This window comes from Brenneria populi (assembly GCF_036016195.1).
Lineage (GTDB): Bacteria > Pseudomonadota > Gammaproteobacteria > Enterobacterales > Enterobacteriaceae > Brenneria > Brenneria populi.
In genome coordinates, this window is record NZ_JAYWTM010000006.1 from 224525 (window position 1) to 244020 (window position 19496).

The window sequence follows — 19496 nt, forward strand, 5'->3', positions numbered from 1 at the left end:
ATCAGGCCCCATAAAACCAGAAGCCTCGGACGTTCGCCAAAACAGACTGTTCCGGCACGATGATCTTGCTTCGTGAAAAAATCTCTTTGGCCGCTTCCTTATAAGCCAAGGCTCCCCCTCCGGCGATCAAAACCAAGTCCGCATTGATGCTTTCGTCACGCATGGATTGGCGCATGGCTGTAAGAGCAACAGGCGCTACCTTTTTCATGGCAGCATTTAGATAAGGTGAAATATCGACCTTTTCTCCAAACAGCAGCACCTGCAAGTCGCCGGTTCTCATGGCTTTTTCAAGTCGATCCATACCTACTTTGGCACCGTGATCTTCCGAAATCAGCTTATCAATAGTTTCCAGTAGCACGGACATTGCCTGAAGACTGGTTCCTGAGGAGCTGTAGCGAATTTCTCCGGCCTCAAGGGCAACCCAGTCAACAGAAAAAAAGCCGGGATCTATGACGACGACGCGACCTTCTTCAATCAAGCCCAAATCTCCACCTGTTTGAACCAGATCCATATAGGCACCGGCAGGCTGCGGCAGCACTTTGACGTCATGAACTGTGATGCTGCGCTTAGGCGTCACTTGATGGACACCTTTTAAACGCTGCACAAGGTCAGACTTACGTTGTGGTTCATGAAACTGGGAAACCGGTAATCCAGTGACAACCAAATCGATGGATTCAGTTTCAGCCATTAACAAGGCGGCATGAAAAAGCGCCTTATAGGTTTTTGTGGTGGGATATTCCGGGTGAAGCTCTCGTTCCCAGCCTTGAAGGCGTCCAGCAGGCACACCAGCGGCCCAACGCTCATTATCGACAGACACATACAAACAGGTTTCATCATCGCCTCCACCGATACGCTCCGGCATACGATCCGCAGGACCGGCACCCGCAGGCAGAATAATGGTTTTCGGTTCACTGCCTGATTGGCCAATTGCCAGCTTCAGGTTTGAGTAACCGATATCTACGCCTAGTACAAACATACTTATCTCCTGTGCACTCAAAGTGCTCTAACGGTTTTCAATCAACCGCACTGGTCACGCTTGGGCATTTCCAAGTGCTCTGGCGGTTCACTCAAATATCATTATCAGGATTCGGTGCACTGGCGGTGGGCAGAAAGGTGACAAATCCTTTCATCTATCTGCCTATTGCATTTTCGCAAAAGTATGAGAATAGGCTCTGTTTGGCGGCGGATGACTGAGCCAAAAAAATCGAGACGCCAAACGTCGTTTGCATTCTGGCCTGAACTCGCCAAACGGTTTGTATCTTCATGGCGATACGCCTTTTTAGGCGTTTTTAAGTGAAATCGGGCTGTATCCCTTGTCAGGTATGGGATTGCGCGAGTCGATTTATATCGAGACGCCAAACACTGATTGTTATGGCAGTTTTACGTTTGGCGTTTCGATCCAAAAGCCAAACGGATAGTGGTTTTGGCTTTTGGGGTTAATTGGATGGGGAAGTTGGTTTGGTAGAAATCGTCAATGAACAATGGAAAGCAGAGGTATCAGATTTACTTCAGCAAGAAACGGACAGGCTAAAAGCATTGGCACGAGCTGAAGTTGATGACTTTTGGGTTACCCATTACAAGGTTCGAGAGAATGAGCCCTTTAAAGACTGGGGTCTGCTTGGTGTCCGTATCAGAGACTTTAAGTATGGCTTTGGCATAGAGTGGTACATCAACAGTTTTCACGGTCAACGAGGCAAGCGCGTGGTCTTTAGCAAGGGACTGCGTATTTCAAAGACGAAGCTGAGATACTCATTTTTGGACTGCCAAGGTCTAGCCAAAGAATGGGAGTTAGCGCTGGCCATGGAGAAAGAAGAATTCTTCAGTGATATTCGACGCCAAGTTGATAAGCTCAACATGCTGCGTCGCAGAGTGAATGCCTATTGAGTTAACTGCGCTACTTCACTCGCGGCAACTGGTCCCAGCGTGTTGTGTAGGCGGGAGACAAATGCTCTCGCTTCATCGACCAATCTTTCTTCGTTCCTTGTCCAGCAAAGAAAACCTTTCCGGCACCACTTTGGTTAATGGTGTCCAATACAGACATTAACTGTTGGCTATTAGAGCGGGTCGATACGTCATCGAATAGTCCTGGTTGAAACATGCCTGGATCGTAAAAGTCAGACAGCATGACGCCCGCTTTGGCATAACGAAAACCATCCTTCCAAATTCGCTTGAGTAAGTGATTGGCCAGCTCGATAAAATCCCGCGTATCGCAACTGGGGATCAGTAACTCACCCGATGCAGAGTTGCTGTACTGAGGCTCGTTGTCCTTAAAGGGGCTGGTACGTATAAACACGGTCAGCACTTTGGCTTGCTGCTGTTCTTTGCGAAGCTTCTCAGTGGCGCGGGTTGCGTATTCGCATACGGCTTCACGTAACAATTCAAATTGCGTTACTTTTACGCCAAATGAACGGCTACAGACGATTTGTTTCTTAGTTGGCGAGATCTCTTCAAGTTCAATACACGACTCACCATTTAGCTCTCTGACAGTTCTCTCTAAAACTACTGAAAACTGGTCTCTGATGGCTCTAGGAGAGGCGTTGGCTAGGTCTAAGGCTGTGGTGATACCCAACGCATTTAAACGCTTAGAAAGCCGTTTACCAACGCCCCAAACATCATCAACTGGGACTAATGCGAGCAATCGACGTTGCCGATCTGGATTGGTCAGGTCTACAACGCCCTGAGTGGCTGGATACTTTTTGGCGGCATGGTTTGCCAGTTTGGCGAGTGTTTTTGTCGGTGCAATGCCTACACAGACGGTGATCCCAATCCAGTGGCCTATGCGCTCTCGCACTTGTTGTCCGAACTCGACAAGAGATATGGCAGACTCTATACCGGTTAAATCTAAAAACGCTTCGTCAATGGAGTAAACCTCTACTCGTGGTGCCATTTCCTCCAAAGTGCGCATCACTCGACTGCTCAAATCTGCGTAAAGCGCATAGTTGGACGAAAATGCCCAAATGCCATGGCGCTGCATTTCAGATTTGATTTGAAAGACGGGTACACCCATTTTAATACCGAGTAACTTAGCTTCACGCGAGCGTGCAACCACGCAGCCGTCGTTATTGGACAGCACCACAACCGGCGTATCTTTTAAATCAGGACGAAACAGCTTCTCACAACTGGCGTAAAAGTTGTTGCAGTCCACCAAGGCAAATATAGGCATGGGACAGTCACGACTTGCGGCGCATGTTTCGCACCACATTGGTGACCACACCAAATATCTCTAACTCTGTCCCTTCGGGAATATGGATGGGTTCATACGCCCGGTTTCTTGGGATCAGCTTGACGCACGGCCTCAGTTGAAGCTCCTTTACCGTGAGTTCACCATGGATACCCGCGATCACAATGTCACCGTGTTCGGCTTGGACAGAGCGATCAACCACCAAAATATCATCTGGGTGAATCCCGGCATCAATCATTGAATCACCTTCAACACGCACAAAGAACGTTGCAGCCGGTCGCTTGATGCACAGCTCGTTGAGGTCGAGCGTTTGCTCAACATAATCCTGCGCTGGGGAGGGAAAACCAGCAGAAACACGTTCCATGAACAATGGAATACGAAGGCGCTTGGCTTTGATGAAGGCAAGTGCGCCGCTACGGCCTATCAGCGAGACACTCATGACGAACCTCGAAAAATCACAATTGATACTGTTTGTTTATACAGTATCTAATGCTATGCTGATTTCTACAAGTAAAATTGTAGGTAAAACTGTAGTTGTTCGAGTAAGACGCTGTGTTGTCGGTGATTTATTTTTTGTGTTGAAAAACTATATGTGGGGGATCGCTCGCCCTCGTCAAAGCCTGCAAGGCTTGGACAATACTGCTTCTGCCTACTGCTTTTGTTTCTGTTACTGATCCTGTTACTGCTACTGGTTAACGCATGGGTCAAGTAACCGTCAGACAAGGCTTGTTGAACCCTTTGCAAAGGGTTTAAAAACAGTTAGTAAAATTCTGCTTCGTATTGAATTTACTGGCTTAAAGCGAAGTTAGGAGCACCATTAAAATGCTCAGTCGAACTCAGTTCAAGCCTTTTGCAACCGTTTGAAAAGGGGTTGGCTAAGCCATACGTAAAGGGTATCGGTAAGGGTTACCTAAAGGGTTTAGCTAAGGCTTTCTGAAAGGCTTAGCCAAAGCCTTCATACATGGGTTCACCCAGTAGAAAGATTAAAAAAACGCTTAGGTATCCAAGGTGCATTTAGAAAAAACTGTGGCACAGTGAAATCACCTAAAGCAAACAATAGAAGTGAAGAGGAACCATCAATGACAAGAGCCCCTGCGCCATTTCCGCTAGAGCGCCTCACGGATATCCCAGAAAGACCAGAAGATTTTAGATTGCTGGAGCGTATTCCATTAACGCGTGAGCCGCAGTCCTGGCCACTTGAACTTTCTCCTGTGGTCGGTGATGAACAGCCAATGGTGCTGCTCGATACAGAGACAACCGGACTGTCTGCCGATGATGAGTCCATTATTGAGCTTGGTATGGTTAAGGTACTTTACAGCCCCTCTGCTCAGCGGATTGTGTCGATTGTTGATGTGATCAGCTTGTATGAAGATCCCGGCAAGCCAATCCCCGAGCTGATTACCGAGTTAACCGGCATCACCGATGAGATGGTGCAAGGCCAGCACATTGATGATTCACTGGTAGCGAGTTGGTTATCCGATGATCCGCTGGTGGTTGCACACAATGCACAGTTTGATCGTCCTTTCTTTGAAAAGCGGTTTGCTGCATTAGGACATCTATCTTGGGCCTGTTCAGCCAGTGGAATAGATTGGAAGGCGCTGGGTTTTGAAAGTCGAAAGCTTGAGTACCTGCTGCTTCGCTTAGGTTGGTTCTATGAAGGACACCGAGCTGCAACCGATTGTTTGGCGATGGCCTGGTTGTTTCATTTGTTGCCCGAGTCCGTTGCAAACTTGTTGTCTGAAGCAGACAGGCGAACGGTGTTAGTTCGTGCGTTTGGTGCGCCATTTGACGTAAAGGACTATTTAAAAGAGCGTGGTTACCGCTGGCATGACGGTGTTAAAGGTGCCAACAAACATTGGTGGCGCGAAATCAGCGAAGACGAGTTGCCGCAGGAACAAACTTACCTGGATGATTTGTATCATCGTGGCTCAGAACATGCCCACTATGACTACAAAGATGCCCGCAATCGATTTAAAGCTTTATCATAGCCCCTTGCATATTTGAAAACCTCTGGAAAATGGAAAGTGAACTCATGGTTTAACCAACAAGAGGAATCTTTCCATGTACCAAGACACCTACATTGAATACTGGGGCGAAATCTTCGTCTCTGCCCGCATTATTGAATTTGGCATCACGTTCGAGCGCTTTCTTAAAGATCCATGGAAGTATTTGATGTCCTGTGGCCAAGAGTCTGCCCCAGACGCGATTGCTGAAGGGATGTTGCCATTGCTACCAGCCCAGGCAGAAGTTGCTAGGCGTGTTCGAGAGAATGAATTGCGTCAGTTGGCATTCCAGCCTGAGCTTCTATCATGGCCAGAAAAGAAACATTCGAACAATGTCAAGCCAATTTTTATAGCCAACAAGACGACTTGTTGATACTATGAGACCTAATGAAAAAAGGTAGGTTGCTTGATGGCATTCAATCGATGGCTTCCTAGTTTTAAATGATTAGGGCTTGTCCCAGATGGATTGAGAGGCTGACAGTGCAAGACAACACTGGACTTGAAGAGCTTAGCCAAGCACAGAGAGAACGACTCGCTCATATTGATTTCACTTTGTTATTTAAAGGTGAAGCTGGGCGTAGTTATTTAACCGAGCGATTTAGCGTAGCGCCGTCTGTGGCAACACAAGATTTTGCGCGGTACAAAGAGTTGGCTCCTAACAACGTTATGTATGACGAAAAGCGCAGAGTGCACTTGAAGACGAGCGCATTCCAGCCGTTGTTTGATTATGACGTTGTTCGAACTCTTGCGACGATAAGCCAAGGGTTCGGTGATGGCTTTCTTGGCAAGGTCAGGCCACCTATGGCTTGTGAAGCACCATTCCATCTCAATAAGCCGAAATTGGAAGTTGTAGCGGCTATTAGTGAAGCCATACATAAGCGCGCTGTGATTAATATTGAGTACACCTCATTGTCGAGTGGTCATGGGAGCAGGCAAATAGTTCCTCATACCTTGATTGACAATGGCTTGAGATGGCATGTCCGAGCATTCGATAGAAAGCATAGAGAATTTAGGGATTTTGTTTTAACCAGAATAAGTGAAGTTGAGTTGTTAGAGGATGAGGTTAACGACGAAGTTGAGACTCTTCAGTGGGATAAGCAATGGAACCGAATCGTTGAACTAGAGCTGATACCTCATCCAAAACTAGCACATCCAGAAGCTGTATCGATGGACTACGCAATGGAAAACAATAGGTTGCGTGTAGAGATAAGAGCTGCGTTCGCTGGATATTTACTGCGTTTATGGAATATCGATTGTTCAAAGAATAGTAAGAGCAATGGGCAAGAGTTCCATTTAGCACTTAAAAATCCAGAAGCACTATACGGCGTTGACAATGCTGCACTCGCTCCTGGATATAGCGAATCGTGAGATGAATTTATGAATATAAAAGAATATTTAGGCGATCTTATCGGAGGCAGTTTATTGATAACTGAATCTAGAATAATCGCAGAATCGCTACTGAAAAAACTCCCAGAAGATGAGTGGAAGTCGCTGATCGTTGAGCAAAATGTTCTTCAGAAAAAATCCGGTCAGACGGCTATTCGTTATGCCAGAACAATCCGTTGGCGTGTTGAAGGCCTGGGTGATGAGTTTATGACTGATCTTTTAGCCGCGAGTGAACGTGCCTATGTCCAAATGCTGATGATGTCATTACTCATTCATTCTCCGGTTGTCGCTGATTTTATGCGACTTACCTTAGCCGAAGCTCGTCGCACCTATAAACCCTCTTTAACCGCTGATGCATGGTCTGAGTTTTATGACACGAGAGTGCGGGCATATGCCGAGCTTGGCGGTTTTTCTGACTCAACTGTCAAAAAAATGGGTAACAACGCAATTAAGGCACTGGTTGATAGTGGCTACCTGAGTGATAGCAGGACAAAGAAAATACAACCTGTTTACCTAATGCCAGAAGTTAAAGACTGGTTAGTTCGTCTGGGCCGGGAAGATTTGATTGAGGTAATGGAGTGCACAATATGAAGGCTCTTCAGACCAGGCTTGATCTGATACTGGAACGAATTGAAAGCCCTAAGTTTTTGAAAAACGATGGCTTGGGCAATGAAATTGGATTTTGGGTATTTGACTATCCAGCCAAGTATGAACTGCTTGTACGAGAGCACCTTAAGCACGTTGACGAAAAACTCAACAAGCGTGGTTACCGCTTTGTCCATCTCAATATTTTTGAAGTCTTGATAGATATGCTTGAGGAGCGAGGCCTTTTCGACCGAGCTTGCCAGCGTGAATTGCAAGTCGGTGTTGATGGCCTTCGAAAAACACTAGCCGGGCCTCTGAGCCAAGAGAAAGTGGCAAGGTATATCGCGGATAAATATAAGCCATCAGAACTTGAGTTTGTGTTGCTGTCAGGCTTAGGCAGTGCGTGGCCTCTTGTCCGAGGACATGAGTTACTTAGTGCTCTGCAAGACGTTATGGGTAGCACGCCATTAGTGCTTTTCTATCCGGGTGAATATAGCGGAAGGGATTTGCATCCTTTCGGCATGATCGAATCTAAAAACTACTATCGCGCCTTCAAGCTTGTGCCTGAAGACGGTAAAAAAAATTAAGAGCAGGGAGCCTCCCGAATGAAAATTGAACAGATTTTTTCCAAGAAGTTGACGCGTGATATTAACGGCGTTGTTAAAGCGGAACAGAAAGACAATGACAGTGTGTATGTCGAACTTGATGAGTATGTTGTAACCCGAGAGCTAGATCGACATTTTCGTGCATTTTTTGAGGCTTACGTCCCATCTGTGACGCAAAGCGGCGCATCAATGTCAGGTAAAATTGGTGTGTGGATCTCTGGCTTCTTTGGTTCGGGTAAGTCTCACTTCCTGAAAATTTTGTCTTACCTCCTCGAAAATAAATCTGTCGAAAAGGATGGACAAGGCCGCCAAGCATTTGAGTTTTTTAAAGACAAAATCAACGATGCCATGCTGTTGGCCGATATCCAAAACGCTGTTACAAAAGATACAGACGTTATTCTTTTTAACATCGATTCACGAGCCAATACGGATGACCGAGAAAATGCCATTCTTAAGGTCTTCCTCAAAGTCTTTAATGAGCGTGTAGGATACTGCGCTGATTTTCCTCATATTGCGCACTTAGAACGCGAGCTTGATAAGCGTAATCAATACATGTCTTTCAAGGACAAATTTGCTGAGTTGACTCAATCAACTTGGGAAAAGGAGCGTGACGCCTATGACTTCTATCGAGACGAACTTTCAGAAGCACTCGCTCATGCCAGTGAGCAATCATTAGAGTCTGCCAAAGCGTGGGTTGAGCAGGTTGAAAACAATTTCCCGCTAGATATCCGAAACTTCTGTAAGTGGGTTAATGAATACTTAGATCGAACTGGGGATCGTAACCTTCTTTTCTTAGTCGATGAAGTCGGTCAGTTTATCGGTAAGAACACGCAAATGATGTTGAAGCTTCAGACCATTACTGAAGATCTTGGCACATATTGTGGTGGCAGAGCTTGGGTCGTTGTTACCTCTCAGGCAGACATTGATGCTGCCATTGGTGGTATGGATAAGCGCGATGGCGAGGACTTCTCTAAAATTCAAGGGCGTTTTAGTACCCGCTTACAGCTGTCGAGCTCGAATACCTCGGAAGTTATTCAAAAGCGTTTGTTGTCCAAAACGGAAGAAGCTCGTACACACCTCATCGATGTCTTTGCTGAAAAGGGCGACATTCTTCGTAACCAGCTGACATTTGATAAAACGACAACCGCGTCTCTAAAGGGCTACACCGACGCTCCGTCTTTCGTGGACAACTATCCGTTTGTGCCTTACCACTACACGCTGGTTCAAAAAGTGTTTGAGTCAATTCGAACAAAAGGCGCGACGGGTAAGCACTTAGCCATGGGTGAGCGTTCATTACTTGATGCTTTCCAATCAGCTGCAAAACAGATGAAGGACTCTGGCCTTGATGTGTTAATCCCGTTTTACAGTTTCTACGCACCGATTGAAAGCTTTTTGGAGCCAGCGGTTAAGCGAACGATTGACCAAGCCTGTGAGTTGGATTCCTTAACAGAATTCGATGGCAAGATTCTAAAAACTCTTTTCTTGATCCGTTATGTGGACGTTGTCAAAAGCACACTAGACAACCTTGTGACGCTGTCAATTGATCGAATCGATGCAGATAAAATTGCGCTGCGTAAACAAATTGAAGAGAGCTTGAATCGTCTTGAACGCCAATTGCTGATTGCGCGTAATGGTGATGAGTTTATCTTCCTGACCAACGAAGAAAAAGAGATCGAAAACGAGATCCGCCATACTGACGTTGAAATGTCAGAGGTCTCTAACAAGCTTTCAGCAATCGTATTTGACGGTATTTTGAAAGGTAATCGTGCCTATCGATACCCGATTAATAAGCAAGACTTTGCGGTGAGCCGTTTTTGCAATGGTCATCCAAAAGATGGCACCACGCTGGAAGACCTAGTCATTAAAGTCATTTCACCTTTGGATTCGCACTTTGAAAATTACTCCCACGATCAAGCGTGCATCAATCATACGCTTGAGGCTGATGGGTGCGTGCTCGTCAAGCTGGGCGAACATAAGCGTCTTTGGGATGACCTGACAACCTTTATAAAAACTGACCGATTCTTAAAACAAAATTCAGGACAGCGACCAGAGCAAGAACACCTTCTTCGCGAAAAGCAGATGGAAAATATTGAGCGTGAAAAACGCTTAAGAACGGATTTTGAAGCTTTGTTTGCAGAGGCTGACGTTTACGCTATCGGCACAAAACTACCGAAGAAATCAGCAACGCCAAGTGCCATCGTCGAAGAAGCATACAAATACGTTATCGAAAACACCTTCGCTAAATTGAATATGCTCAAGGCAACGCCTGGTGAAGTTTTGCGTGAGCTACAGGCCGTTCTTGTTGCTGATGATATTGCTCAGATTGGACTGGATCTTCAAGCGGATGAATGTAACCCAGAAGCTACGCGTGAGGTTGAGCAGTACGTAACGCTAAAAGTCGAGCGTAATGAGCCTGTTTACTTACGTGACATCGTTGCCCGCTTCGGCAAGCGCCCATATGGCTGGCCAGACAATGAAATCTTATTGCTCACTGCAAGGCTGGGCTTGGCTGGAAAGGTATCTTTTAGTACCCAAGGCACAGATCTGGCGTTGAAAAAAGCTTACGAGCCGTTTACCAGTGTGCGTAAACGCGGCGAGATCCGTGTACATAAGATCAGGCAACATGACGAGCGCCAAATTAAAAAGGCTGCTGGTCTTGTTAAAGAGATCTTTTCAAAAACCTTTACCGGCTCTGGTGAAAAGGAGCTCTACGAATTAGTGCGCGATGAATTACTGGCTTGGAATGAAGAGCTTAAATCATTCAGAACCAAGTCACAGACAGGCCATTTCCCAGGTAAATCTCAAATTGACGATGGTCTTGCATTGGTCGCGGGTATTCTTGAGCAAACTTCAAGCTTCGCCCTTATCGCCCGATTCTTAGAAGACGCTGATGCCCTTGAAGAGTTTGCTGAGGACTTTGAGGATCTTGATGACTTCTACAATAGTCAATTTCAAACTTGGCAAGCCCTTGCTGGCGCATTGAACGAGAAGTTTAAGGCCAATAGACCTGCGTTAGAAAAAGACAGTGAAGCATTAAAAGCGCTCACTGAATTAGAACGCATTTACAATATGTCCTCACCGTATGAGCAGCTGCGCCACATTAATCCGCTTATCGAGCAGGTGGCAAAAGTTAACTCAACATTGGTTGAAGAAAAACGCACTCATGCCTTAGAGCGTGTTGATCTGCGCATCGGACGTGTAAAGGATGCGCTAGCTGAAGCACATGCACCGTCTGAACTACAGAACCAAGCACTGCGCCCGTTACAAATGTGCAGACAGCGCATTGAAGCAACCTCTTCAATACCACAAATTATCAGTGAGCAAACTGAAGCGGAAGGTTACGAGGACGAAGCCTATGAGTTGCTGAATGGCTTTATCGAAGATCAACGAAAAAAAGCTGAAGCTGAGCAAAGACGTCGTGAACTCGAACAGAAGAAACGCGAAGAAGAAGCAGCGAAAGCCGGTAAGGCAGCTCCAGCACCTGAGCCAGCTCCCGAACCAGTGCAGCCACAGCCGGTTGCAAAACGTACCGTAACGATTAACCCAACCGATGCCATGGCAAAGTCAGTAACAACTGGATTCATTGAAAGTGAAGCCGAAGTTGATGCCTATCTTGCCGCTTTAAGAGAACAGCTGATTGCTGCTGTCAAAGCTGGCGACCGAGTAAGAATTAAGTAAGAGGCAACGGATAGCTATGTATCAAGCGGGTGGAACAATAAGATCATTACTCGACAAGGTTGCTGAGCAGGAATACCTGTTACCGGCCATCCAGCGAGAGTTTGTATGGCGACCAGAACAGATCTGTCGTCTATTTGATAGCCTGTTGCAAGGTTACCCGTTTGGGACCTTTCTATTCTGGAAGATAAAACCAGAGAACCGGGATAGCTATCAGTTTTATCAGTTCATGCAGCATTACCATGAGCGAGATAACTACCATTGTGAAAATGTCACTCAGTTACCGGAACGTGAGTTCATTGCCGTCCTAGATGGACAGCAGCGGATTACTGCTTTGAATATCGGCCTACGCGGCTCATTTGCGTGGAAGCTGACAGGTAAATGGTGGAGCAATGATGACGCCTTCCCTGTGCGCAGGCTTCATTTAAATCTGTTAAGCCAGCCCGACTTAGAAACTGGGTCGATGTATGACTTTGAGTTCCTAACCGACGATAAAGCCTCTTTGGATGCATCTGAACAATACTGGTTCCGTGTAGGCCGGATCATGGAAGAGGAAGAAGATGCACTTATCGATGAAGTTGCTGATGATGCTAGGTTGAGCTCGGAGCAACGCAAAGAGGCTCGCTCAACTCTTCGTCACTTGTATCGAACCATCCATGACAAAGACAAGATTTCGTTTTATGAAGAAAGTGATCAGAGCCTTGAACGTGTTCTGAATATCTTTATCCGCATGAATAGCGGCGGCACTACTTTGTCCTACTCAGACTTACTACTTTCAATAGCAGTAGCGCAGTGGAGCTCGTTAGATGCCCGTGAAGAAATTCATGCATTAGTGGATGAGATGAACCGTGTTGGTGATGGATTCAACGTATCAAAAGATCTCGTTTTAAAAGCAGGCTTAATGCTCTCTGACATCGGTAGCGTGGGCTTTAAGGTTGAGAACTTTAACAAGGAAAACATGGCGATTCTCGAAAAGAACTGGACGCCAATTCGTGATGCGTTATTGCTCTCAATGCAGTTGCTGGCAAGTTTTGGTTTTAATGCACAAAACCTCAGAGCAACAAGTGCCATCCTCCCGTTGGCCTATTACCTGCACCACCGAAAGTTAACGGCAAGCTACCTTTCTAGGGTTGAATATGCGGTCGATAGAGAATGCATCAGAAACTGGCTCATTAGGTCGTTGTTGAAAGCGTCAGGCATCTGGGGAAGTGGTTTGGATACCCTGCTTACTATGCTTCGCTCAGACATTAAACAATCGGGTGATACGGGTTTCCCGCTAGCGAAAATTGAAGCGACCATGCAACAGCGTGGTAAATCGTTGCGCTTTGACCCAGAGGAAATTAGTGAACTAGCGCAGTTGGATTATGGTAATCCGCGTACCTTTGCCTTGTTGACTTTGTTGTTCCCAGGATTCGATTTTTCACGACACTTTCATGTGGACCACATTTACCCCAAAGGTTTGTTTACGCGTAACAAGCTTGCAAAAGTTGGTGTCCCAGCTGAACAGCTAGATGAACTCATCGAGGCATCTAACAAGCTGCCAAACCTTCAACTGTTGGAAGGGACAATCAACAACCAGAAGCGGCAAAAAATGCCCCATGAATGGTATGCGCAGCAGTGGCCTGATGTGAATGCAAGACAAGCACATCTGCAATCGCAAGCCATAACATCATTACCTGAACAACTAAACCAGTTTATGGACTTTTACCGCGAGCGTCAGGAAACACTGCTTGCCCGCATTAGAACTGCATTACAACCCGCAAGCAGCGTAGAGACAGAATAAGAGGCGCAAGATCATATGAATACGAACAACATTAAAAAATACGCACCAAAAGCGCGCCGCGAATTTATGGATGCGGTAGCTAAACGATTAAATACCTTTGGTATCACCGCGAATAAAAAGGGCGAGCTACAAATTGCAGAAGCGAATCTACAAGGTTCTGTGCTTCAAATCGCCGGTAACAGTTTTGACGGTAAACTGGCCGAGCCCAGAAAACGCATAGTAGCCAGAAGCCAGAAACTTGGGTATGCACAACTTATTGAACAAGTAGCTTATACCTGGTTCAACCGTCTGTGTGCTATTCGCTATATGGAAATCCATGACTATCTAGGCCACGGTTTTCGTGTTTTGTCGCACCCAGACAACCCTAAAGGCTTTGAAATTATCGACCATGCCCAAGACGCTGCGGATGAACTCGGATTAGATAGAGCTCGCATTGTTGAACTCAAGCTTGCGGGCAACAAAGACGAAGAGCTGTATCGTGAACTGCTGTTAGGCCAGTGCCATAAGCTTCATGAGGCGATGCCTTTCTTATTTGACGCATTGGACGATGAAACTGAGCTTCTTCTACCAGACAACCTAACGCGTACCGACTCAATTCTGCGTGGATTGGTAGACGGCATCCCTGAAGAGGACTGGCAACAGGTAGAAGTTATTGGTTGGCTTTACCAATTCTACATCTCTGAAAAGAAAGATCAGGTAATGGGTAAGGTGGTCAAGAGTGAAGACATCCCTGCCGCCACCCAGCTATTTACACCCAACTGGATTGTGAAGTACCTGGTACAAAACTCAGTCGGTCGTCAATGGCTGCAAACCTACCCAGACTCTGCCATTAAAACGCAGATGGAATACTACATTGAGCCTGCTGAACAATCTGACGAAGTTAACCAACAGCTAAAGGCTATTACGCCAGAATCTATTGAACCTGAAACCATCAAAGTACTTGACCCTGCTTGTGGTTCGGGCCACATATTGATTGAAGCCTATAACGTGTTAAAAGCCATCTACGAAGAGCGTGGTTTCCGCTCTCGTGACATTCCAAAGATGATTCTGGAGAACAACCTCTACGGCTTGGACATAGATGATCGTGCAGCGCAGCTATCTGGCTTTGCGCTGATGATGATGGCTAGAGATGACGATAAGCGTATTTTTACCCGTAACGTGCGACTTAATGTACTGTCATTGCAGGAAAGTAACCATCTTGACCTGCCGACCTTATGGAAAGCACTCAATCTATCGGGAAGTTGGCAAAGCGGCACATCACAAGGCTTGTTCTCAGATGATGATCAAGATTTAAGCTCGTTCAATGCAGACAACCGCTACCAACTGCTGAAGCGAACGTTGGCAAGATTCACTCAGGCCAAAACCTTTGGTTCTTTGATTGATGTTCCAAGCGATGAGCATGAGCAATTAAAAGAGCTACTGAACACTCTTGTAGAGCTTCAAGAGTCAGGTGACTCAATGCAAAAGCCTGCGGCGAAGCAATTGATTGAAATTGTTCATCAGGCTTTGGTTTTATCAATTCGTTACGATGCTGTTATTGCGAATCCTCCCTATATGGGCGGTAAAGGCATGAATGCAGATCTTAAAGATTTTGCAAGGAAATACTATCCAAATAGTAAATCTGATTTGTTTGCGATATTTATGGAGCGTGCTTTTAACCTTCTATCAAAGTACGGACTAAACGCACAAATAAACATGCAATCTTGGATGTTTCTATCAAGCTTCGAGACGATGCGGGAGACAATGTTTGACTCGAAAACTATATTTGATCTTTGTCATCTTGGTGCTAGAGCTTTTTCACAGATCTCAGGTGAAGTAGTACAAACGTGTGCATGGGTTATCGGTAACTACTCGATTCCAGTATATAAGGGCGATTATTTTAGATTGAATTTTGGTTCTGAAGAAGTCAAAAAAGAAAAACTTATTAATAGGGAGTGCCATTATTCACACTTGAGTCAGTCGGATTTTAGCATAATTAAAGGCAGTCCTGTTACATATTGGGTTCCAAAGAACATATTGAATCTATTTAAAGATAAATCAATTTCTGATGTCTTTGAAGTAAGAGAAGGCTTGGGGACTCGAAACGATGATAGATTCTTAAGACGCTTTTGGGAAGTCGATTACGATAAGATCAGCAGACGAGAAAATAAGGGTAAGTGGGTTAAAACAGATAAGGCGGGGACATCTCGTAGATGGTATGGGAATGCTGACTTCGTTATGAACTGGGAGAATGACGGATACGAAATTAAAAACTACAGAAACGCTGATGGTAGTTTAAAGTCTCGACCACAAAATACACAGTTCTTTTTTAAAGAAGCTGTATCGTGGAATAAAGTAGGAACAGCTACACCCTCATTCCGATTTCGTGATGAAGAGTATGCATTTAATGATGCTGCTCCATCTTTATTTGGCAATACCCAAGATTTACTAAGTGCACAATCTATGCTCCAAAGTAGTTTGTTTGAGTATCTTTTAGAGTTGCAAGGGGACACTATAAACCTTACTACTGGTGTAATTAAATCGCTTCCGGCAATTCTTATGCCGGAGGCTGCTTCAATTACTCAACAAGCAATAAATATAGCCAAAGCTGATTGGGACAGTTTAGAGGTTTCATGGGATTTTGAAGCAAGTCCATTGATAACCTATCGGGATGAGCTATTGGAAGCTAACTATCGCAAGTGGTTCGAGAAGAGTAAACAAACAACGGAAAGTATGCTTTCGTTAGAGAAGGAAAACGACCGACTCTATGAAAATATTGTTGAAGGAAAAGTCACAAATAGAACCCGAGATTTTCAAGATATTACGCTATTTAGTTCAGATTCGATTTTGAATGCTGAGAAATTTCGTTCAAATACATTTGCAGACTTGGTTAGTTATTACATTGGATGCGTTATGGGGCGCTATTCATTGGTCAAAAAAGGAATAATATCAGCCTCTTCTGTTCCATATGTCAAAATATCACCTGAGGACTACGGTGCAATAGCTGTTGATGAAGATGGAATTGTCCCAATTACAGACCAAGACTGGTTCAAGGACGACGCAACCAATCGTTTCCGTGAGTTTGTTCAAGTCGTTTGGGGTGATGATCATCTGCAAGAAAACTTGGATTTCGTTGCCGAATCACTATGCCTAAATGCCATTAAACCGAAGAAATCTGAATCAGCGCTGGAGACGATTCGCCGTTATTTATCGACTCAGTTCTATAAAGATCACCTGAAGACTTACAAAAAACGCCCTATTTATTGGCTGTTTAGTTCTGGTAAGCAGAAGGCTTTCGAGTGTTTGGTTTACTTACATAGGTACAACGAGGGCACGCTTTCGCGTATGCGTACCGAGTATGTCACCCCGTTACTCGGCAAATACGATGCTTATGCAGAGCAACTTGAGAAGCAGATTGAAACGGCAGACTCGACCAGTGAAGCGAACCGCTTCAAGAAAGAGTTGGATGCCTTAATCAAGAAACAGGTCGAACTACGCGAGTTTGATGACAAGCTAAAACACTACGCCGATATGCGTATTTCACTGGATCTGGATGATGGCGTGAAAGTGAATTACGGCAAGTTTGGTGATCTGTTGGCTGATGTTAAGGCCATTACCGGTTCGGCCCCGGAGGTTAACTAATGCAGATTAGCGAACTGGCACAAGGTGTCGCTGTCAAGCTCGAACAAAGCCGCATTGTGTTTTGGTACGACCCAGAGCAAAGCTTTACTGAAGAGCTTGAGCATTTAGCTAATTCTTTATCGCTTACAAAAGAATCAGGTGATAAAGCGGCAGATATAACTGCTAGGGTACTGCCAAATGATTTGACCATCCTCAATATGGGCAATGAGTCTGTATTGGCAGTGAAAAAACGCATTGAAGTAGATGAGCGTGAAGCTAAATTCCTTATCTATTTTCCAAGCGCTGAGCCAGAGCCTGATCGTGATTGGTTGCTAGACGTGCGTTTGTATAGCGAGCAGTTTTTTGCTGATCACAGCTCAATGCTGCTTAATGAATTAGGTATCCCGAAAATGGCGCTTCGCACGCACATTCGTAAGCGCCAAAGCTTTTTTGCTAATAAACAGCGCATAGCCGGTTTAAAGAAGTGGGTGACTGAGAACGAAGACGAACTGTCGTTAGACAGGAAGATGATGGCAGTGGTTGTAAAAGCTGATTCTGCGTCTTTGTCGGACATTTTGCTTGGGTTACTACGCGAATATGCGGCTTATATCGAAGATGAAAGCCTTGGTCAACCTTTATGGAGCCAGCTAGGAAAGTTTGATCTTGAGACCTCACTCTGGGCATATCTGAGTGAGGGTTTTGGCTATACAGTCGAAGAGCCAACCTTCTCAGACTTCGTGTTGAAATTGTTCTGTACTGAATTCTGGAGCCAAATTGAAGGTGTTGAACGCGATTGGTTGCTTAACAATGTTCTAAAAAGCGCATCAGGCCGGGCGACAGCCTTGGCGTTTATGGTGAGCTGGCGCGACAGCCGCTCTTTCGCCGCTTACTACGAAAGCATCTCTAAGGTGCTTAGCCAACAGTTGGAAATTTCGACTCGTGCAGGCCAGTACCATCCGGTTGAGCTTATCGAATGCGAAACGTTCGAAGCTGTGGAACAGGCCATAATCCGTGGTTTAGTTCGTGATTTGCTCGATAGCAGTAAAGCGCTAGACCGGGTTCAGTTTGATACGGTCTTATCAAGACGTCTTGCTAGCCACTGGACATTGTCACGCAAAGAATACTTCGCAATTTATGAAGCTATCCGCAACGCTGAAGAGTTAATGCACTTGCGAAATCGCTATCTGGACGGGTTCCACTTTGATAACGCGAAAGCAATGTACGACGCCTATACCACAGACATTTATCGCTTTGACCAGGCTTACCGTTTGTTCAATGAACATGTGCACTCTGTATTGAGTAAAGGTGCAGACATACTGCGTCAACTCGACGACGAAGTCGAAAGCATTTATACCAACTGGTACTTATATGAGCTTGGCCTTGCCTGGGATCGTCACTTGGCTAATGAGAAATTACTTGAAAAGTGGCAGATTTCTGGCGTACCGCACCAGTATGACTTCTATGAAAAAGAAGTTCGTACACGACTGAGTCTGAAACAGACAAAACGAGTGTTTGTGATCATCTCTGATGCCCTGCGTTTTGAAATTGCGAATGAGCTTGGCGCTATCATTAACAACGAGAAGCGATTTAAAGCTGAGGTGTCTACGCAGTTGGGTGTTTTGCCGAGTTATACCCAACTTGGGATGGCGGCATTATTGCCTCATAAGGCGCTCAGTTATCAGCCAGAGCAAGGCACGGCTGTTTATGTGGATGGTATTTCTTCACAGGGTTTAGACAACCGCAACGCCATCCTACAAAAAGTAGGTGGTATGGCGGTGAGCTCTAAGGAGCTGATGAGCTGGAGTAACCAGGAGGGGCGTGACAAGGTTCGAGACGTAGAAGTAGTTTATATCTATCACGATACCATTGATGCGATTGGTGATAAGGCTGCAACTGAAGAGAAAACGTTTGAAGCCTGTCGTAGTGCCATTGAAGAGCTAAAAGACCTCGTTGGGCGGGTCATCAACCGTCTAAACGGCAGCCGAGTTGTGATCACTGCTGACCATGGCTTCCTCTTCCAACAAAAAGCACTTGTAGCGGCTGACAAAACCTCGTTGAAAACCAAACCTGCTGGCGCGATAGAAGCCAAGAAACGTTATATCGTTGGTAATAACTTACCTTCTGATGAAGCCTGTTGGAAAGGCTCAATTAACGATACCGCTCATGGCTCTAGTGATACAGAGTTCCTGCTTCCAAAAGCGGCTCAACGCTTCCACTTCGTTGGTGGTGCCAAGTTTGTGCACGGCGGAGCGATGCTACAGGAAGTCTGTGTACCGGTACTACATGTGCGCGAGCTACAAAAAGAACAAGCAGCAAAACACGAGAAACAACCAGTAGGTGTTGTAGCAGCAACTCAGCCCATCAAATTAGTAAACAATATCGACAAGGTCAGATTTATTCAGACAGACCCTGTAGGCGAGCGTTTTGTCGCACGGTTGTTGGATGTCTATATCGTCGATGCACAAGGTAATGAAGTATCCAGTCGTGAAACGATTAACTTTGATAGCGTGAGTAAAGTGATGGATGAACGTACTCGCGAAGCTAGGTTAAAGCTTATTGGCTCTCAGTTCGACAGGAACGCTCAATACACATTAGTACTTGAGAATGCGGAAATGAGAACCCGTTATAGCCAATACGCGGTAACCATTGATTTGGCATTCCAAGATGATTTTTTCTAA

At 45.4% G+C, this 19496-nt stretch carries 14 protein-coding genes; 11 read left to right on the forward strand and 3 right to left on the reverse strand.

The annotated features are described in order from the left end of the window. Window position 1 precedes the first annotated feature (1 nt). Complete coding sequence (locus tag VSX58_RS08495; RefSeq protein WP_000497807.1) at window positions 2–976, reverse strand: ParM/StbA family protein; 975 nt, start codon at window positions 974–976, stop codon at window positions 2–4. Between the two features lie 482 nt (window positions 977–1458). On the opposite strand from VSX58_RS08495, the gene mobI reads away from it, so the two are divergent. After that, complete coding sequence (gene mobI / locus VSX58_RS08500; RefSeq protein WP_001963826.1) at window positions 1459–1884, forward strand: conjugative transfer protein MobI(A/C); 426 nt, start codon at window positions 1459–1461, stop codon at window positions 1882–1884. A gap of 10 nt (window positions 1885–1894) precedes the next feature. On the opposite strand, the gene umuC is transcribed toward mobI, so the two are convergent. Then, window positions 1895–3163, reverse strand: a complete 1269-nt coding sequence (umuC, locus tag VSX58_RS08505) for a translesion error-prone DNA polymerase V subunit UmuC (RefSeq protein ID WP_327617705.1) — start codon at window positions 3161–3163, stop codon at window positions 1895–1897. A gap of 7 nt (window positions 3164–3170) precedes the next feature. After that, entirely contained in the window at window positions 3171–3620 is a 450-nt protein-coding gene (gene umuD / locus VSX58_RS08510) for a translesion error-prone DNA polymerase V autoproteolytic subunit (RefSeq protein WP_032479288.1), read from the reverse strand. On the opposite strand from umuD, the gene VSX58_RS08515 reads away from it, so the two are divergent. The 10 genes from VSX58_RS08515 (at window position 3619) to pglZ (ending at window position 19496) form a co-directional block, all read left to right on the forward strand. Next, the gene (locus VSX58_RS08515) at window positions 3619–3855 is read left to right on the forward strand and encodes a hypothetical protein (protein ID WP_146779168.1); all 237 of its coding nucleotides are present in this window, start codon (window positions 3619–3621) and stop codon (window positions 3853–3855) included. The genes umuD and VSX58_RS08515 overlap by 2 nt on opposite strands. A gap of 405 nt (window positions 3856–4260) precedes the next feature. Further along, the gene (locus tag VSX58_RS08520; RefSeq protein WP_327617706.1) at window positions 4261–5169 is read left to right on the forward strand and encodes a 3'-5' exonuclease; all 909 of its coding nucleotides are present in this window, start codon (window positions 4261–4263) and stop codon (window positions 5167–5169) included. A 73-nt stretch (window positions 5170–5242) separates the two neighbouring features. Then, window positions 5243–5557, forward strand: coding sequence for a hypothetical protein (locus tag VSX58_RS08525; protein WP_327617707.1), 315 nt, complete (start codon window positions 5243–5245; stop codon window positions 5555–5557). A 68-nt stretch (window positions 5558–5625) separates the two neighbouring features. Further along, window positions 5626–6552: a WYL domain-containing protein gene (locus tag VSX58_RS08530; protein ID WP_281052179.1), complete on the forward strand. Its 927-nt coding sequence runs from the start codon at window positions 5626–5628 to the stop codon at window positions 6550–6552. Between the two features lie 9 nt (window positions 6553–6561). Then, the gene (locus VSX58_RS08535; protein ID WP_001963840.1) at window positions 6562–7161 is read left to right on the forward strand and encodes a DUF1819 family protein; all 600 of its coding nucleotides are present in this window, start codon (window positions 6562–6564) and stop codon (window positions 7159–7161) included. Next, window positions 7158–7742, forward strand: coding sequence for a DUF1788 domain-containing protein (locus VSX58_RS08540; protein WP_000645939.1), 585 nt, complete (start codon window positions 7158–7160; stop codon window positions 7740–7742). Before VSX58_RS08535 ends, VSX58_RS08540 begins: the two co-directional genes overlap by 4 nt. A gap of 18 nt (window positions 7743–7760) precedes the next feature. Next, on the forward strand, window positions 7761–11438 hold the full coding sequence (brxC, locus tag VSX58_RS08545) for a BREX system P-loop protein BrxC (protein WP_282388576.1): 3678 nt from the start codon (window positions 7761–7763) through the stop codon (window positions 11436–11438). 16 nt (window positions 11439–11454) lie between these two features. Next, window positions 11455–13218, forward strand: a complete 1764-nt coding sequence (locus VSX58_RS08550; RefSeq protein ID WP_010129446.1) for a DUF262 domain-containing protein — start codon at window positions 11455–11457, stop codon at window positions 13216–13218. Between the two features lie 15 nt (window positions 13219–13233). Beyond that, window positions 13234–16839, forward strand: coding sequence for a BREX-1 system adenine-specific DNA-methyltransferase PglX (pglX, locus tag VSX58_RS08555; protein WP_282388577.1), 3606 nt, complete (start codon window positions 13234–13236; stop codon window positions 16837–16839). Then, window positions 16839–19496 carry a BREX-1 system phosphatase PglZ type A gene (gene pglZ / locus VSX58_RS08560; RefSeq protein ID WP_327617709.1) on the forward strand — a complete coding sequence of 886 codons (2658 nt, stop codon included), beginning with the start codon at window positions 16839–16841 and terminating at the stop codon, window positions 19494–19496. The genes pglX and pglZ overlap by 1 nt, the downstream gene beginning before the upstream one ends.

Bases quoted from the DNA above. Each gene is read 5' to 3' on its own strand.
- umuC (WP_327617705.1), bottom strand. From the start codon at position 3,163: ATGCCTATATTTGCCTTGGTGGACTGCAACAACTTTTACGCCAGTTGT.
- VSX58_RS08495 (WP_000497807.1), bottom strand. From the start codon at position 976: ATGTTTGTACTAGGCGTAGATATCGGTTACTCAAACCTGAAGCTGGCA.
- VSX58_RS08535 (WP_001963840.1), top strand. From the start codon at position 6,562: ATGAATATAAAAGAATATTTAGGCGATCTTATCGGAGGCAGTTTATTG.
- brxC (WP_282388576.1), top strand. From the start codon at position 7,761: ATGAAAATTGAACAGATTTTTTCCAAGAAGTTGACGCGTGATATTAAC.
- VSX58_RS08540 (WP_000645939.1), top strand. From the start codon at position 7,158: ATGAAGGCTCTTCAGACCAGGCTTGATCTGATACTGGAACGAATTGAA.
- VSX58_RS08525 (WP_327617707.1), top strand. From the start codon at position 5,243: ATGTACCAAGACACCTACATTGAATACTGGGGCGAAATCTTCGTCTCT.
- VSX58_RS08550 (WP_010129446.1), top strand. From the start codon at position 11,455: ATGTATCAAGCGGGTGGAACAATAAGATCATTACTCGACAAGGTTGCT.
- umuD (WP_032479288.1), bottom strand. From the start codon at position 3,620: ATGAGTGTCTCGCTGATAGGCCGTAGCGGCGCACTTGCCTTCATCAAA.
- VSX58_RS08530 (WP_281052179.1), top strand. From the start codon at position 5,626: ATGATTAGGGCTTGTCCCAGATGGATTGAGAGGCTGACAGTGCAAGAC.
- VSX58_RS08515 (WP_146779168.1), top strand. From the start codon at position 3,619: ATGACGAACCTCGAAAAATCACAATTGATACTGTTTGTTTATACAGTA.
- VSX58_RS08520 (WP_327617706.1), top strand. From the start codon at position 4,261: ATGACAAGAGCCCCTGCGCCATTTCCGCTAGAGCGCCTCACGGATATC.
- pglZ (WP_327617709.1), top strand. From the start codon at position 16,839: ATGCAGATTAGCGAACTGGCACAAGGTGTCGCTGTCAAGCTCGAACAA.
- pglX (WP_282388577.1), top strand. From the start codon at position 13,234: ATGAATACGAACAACATTAAAAAATACGCACCAAAAGCGCGCCGCGAA.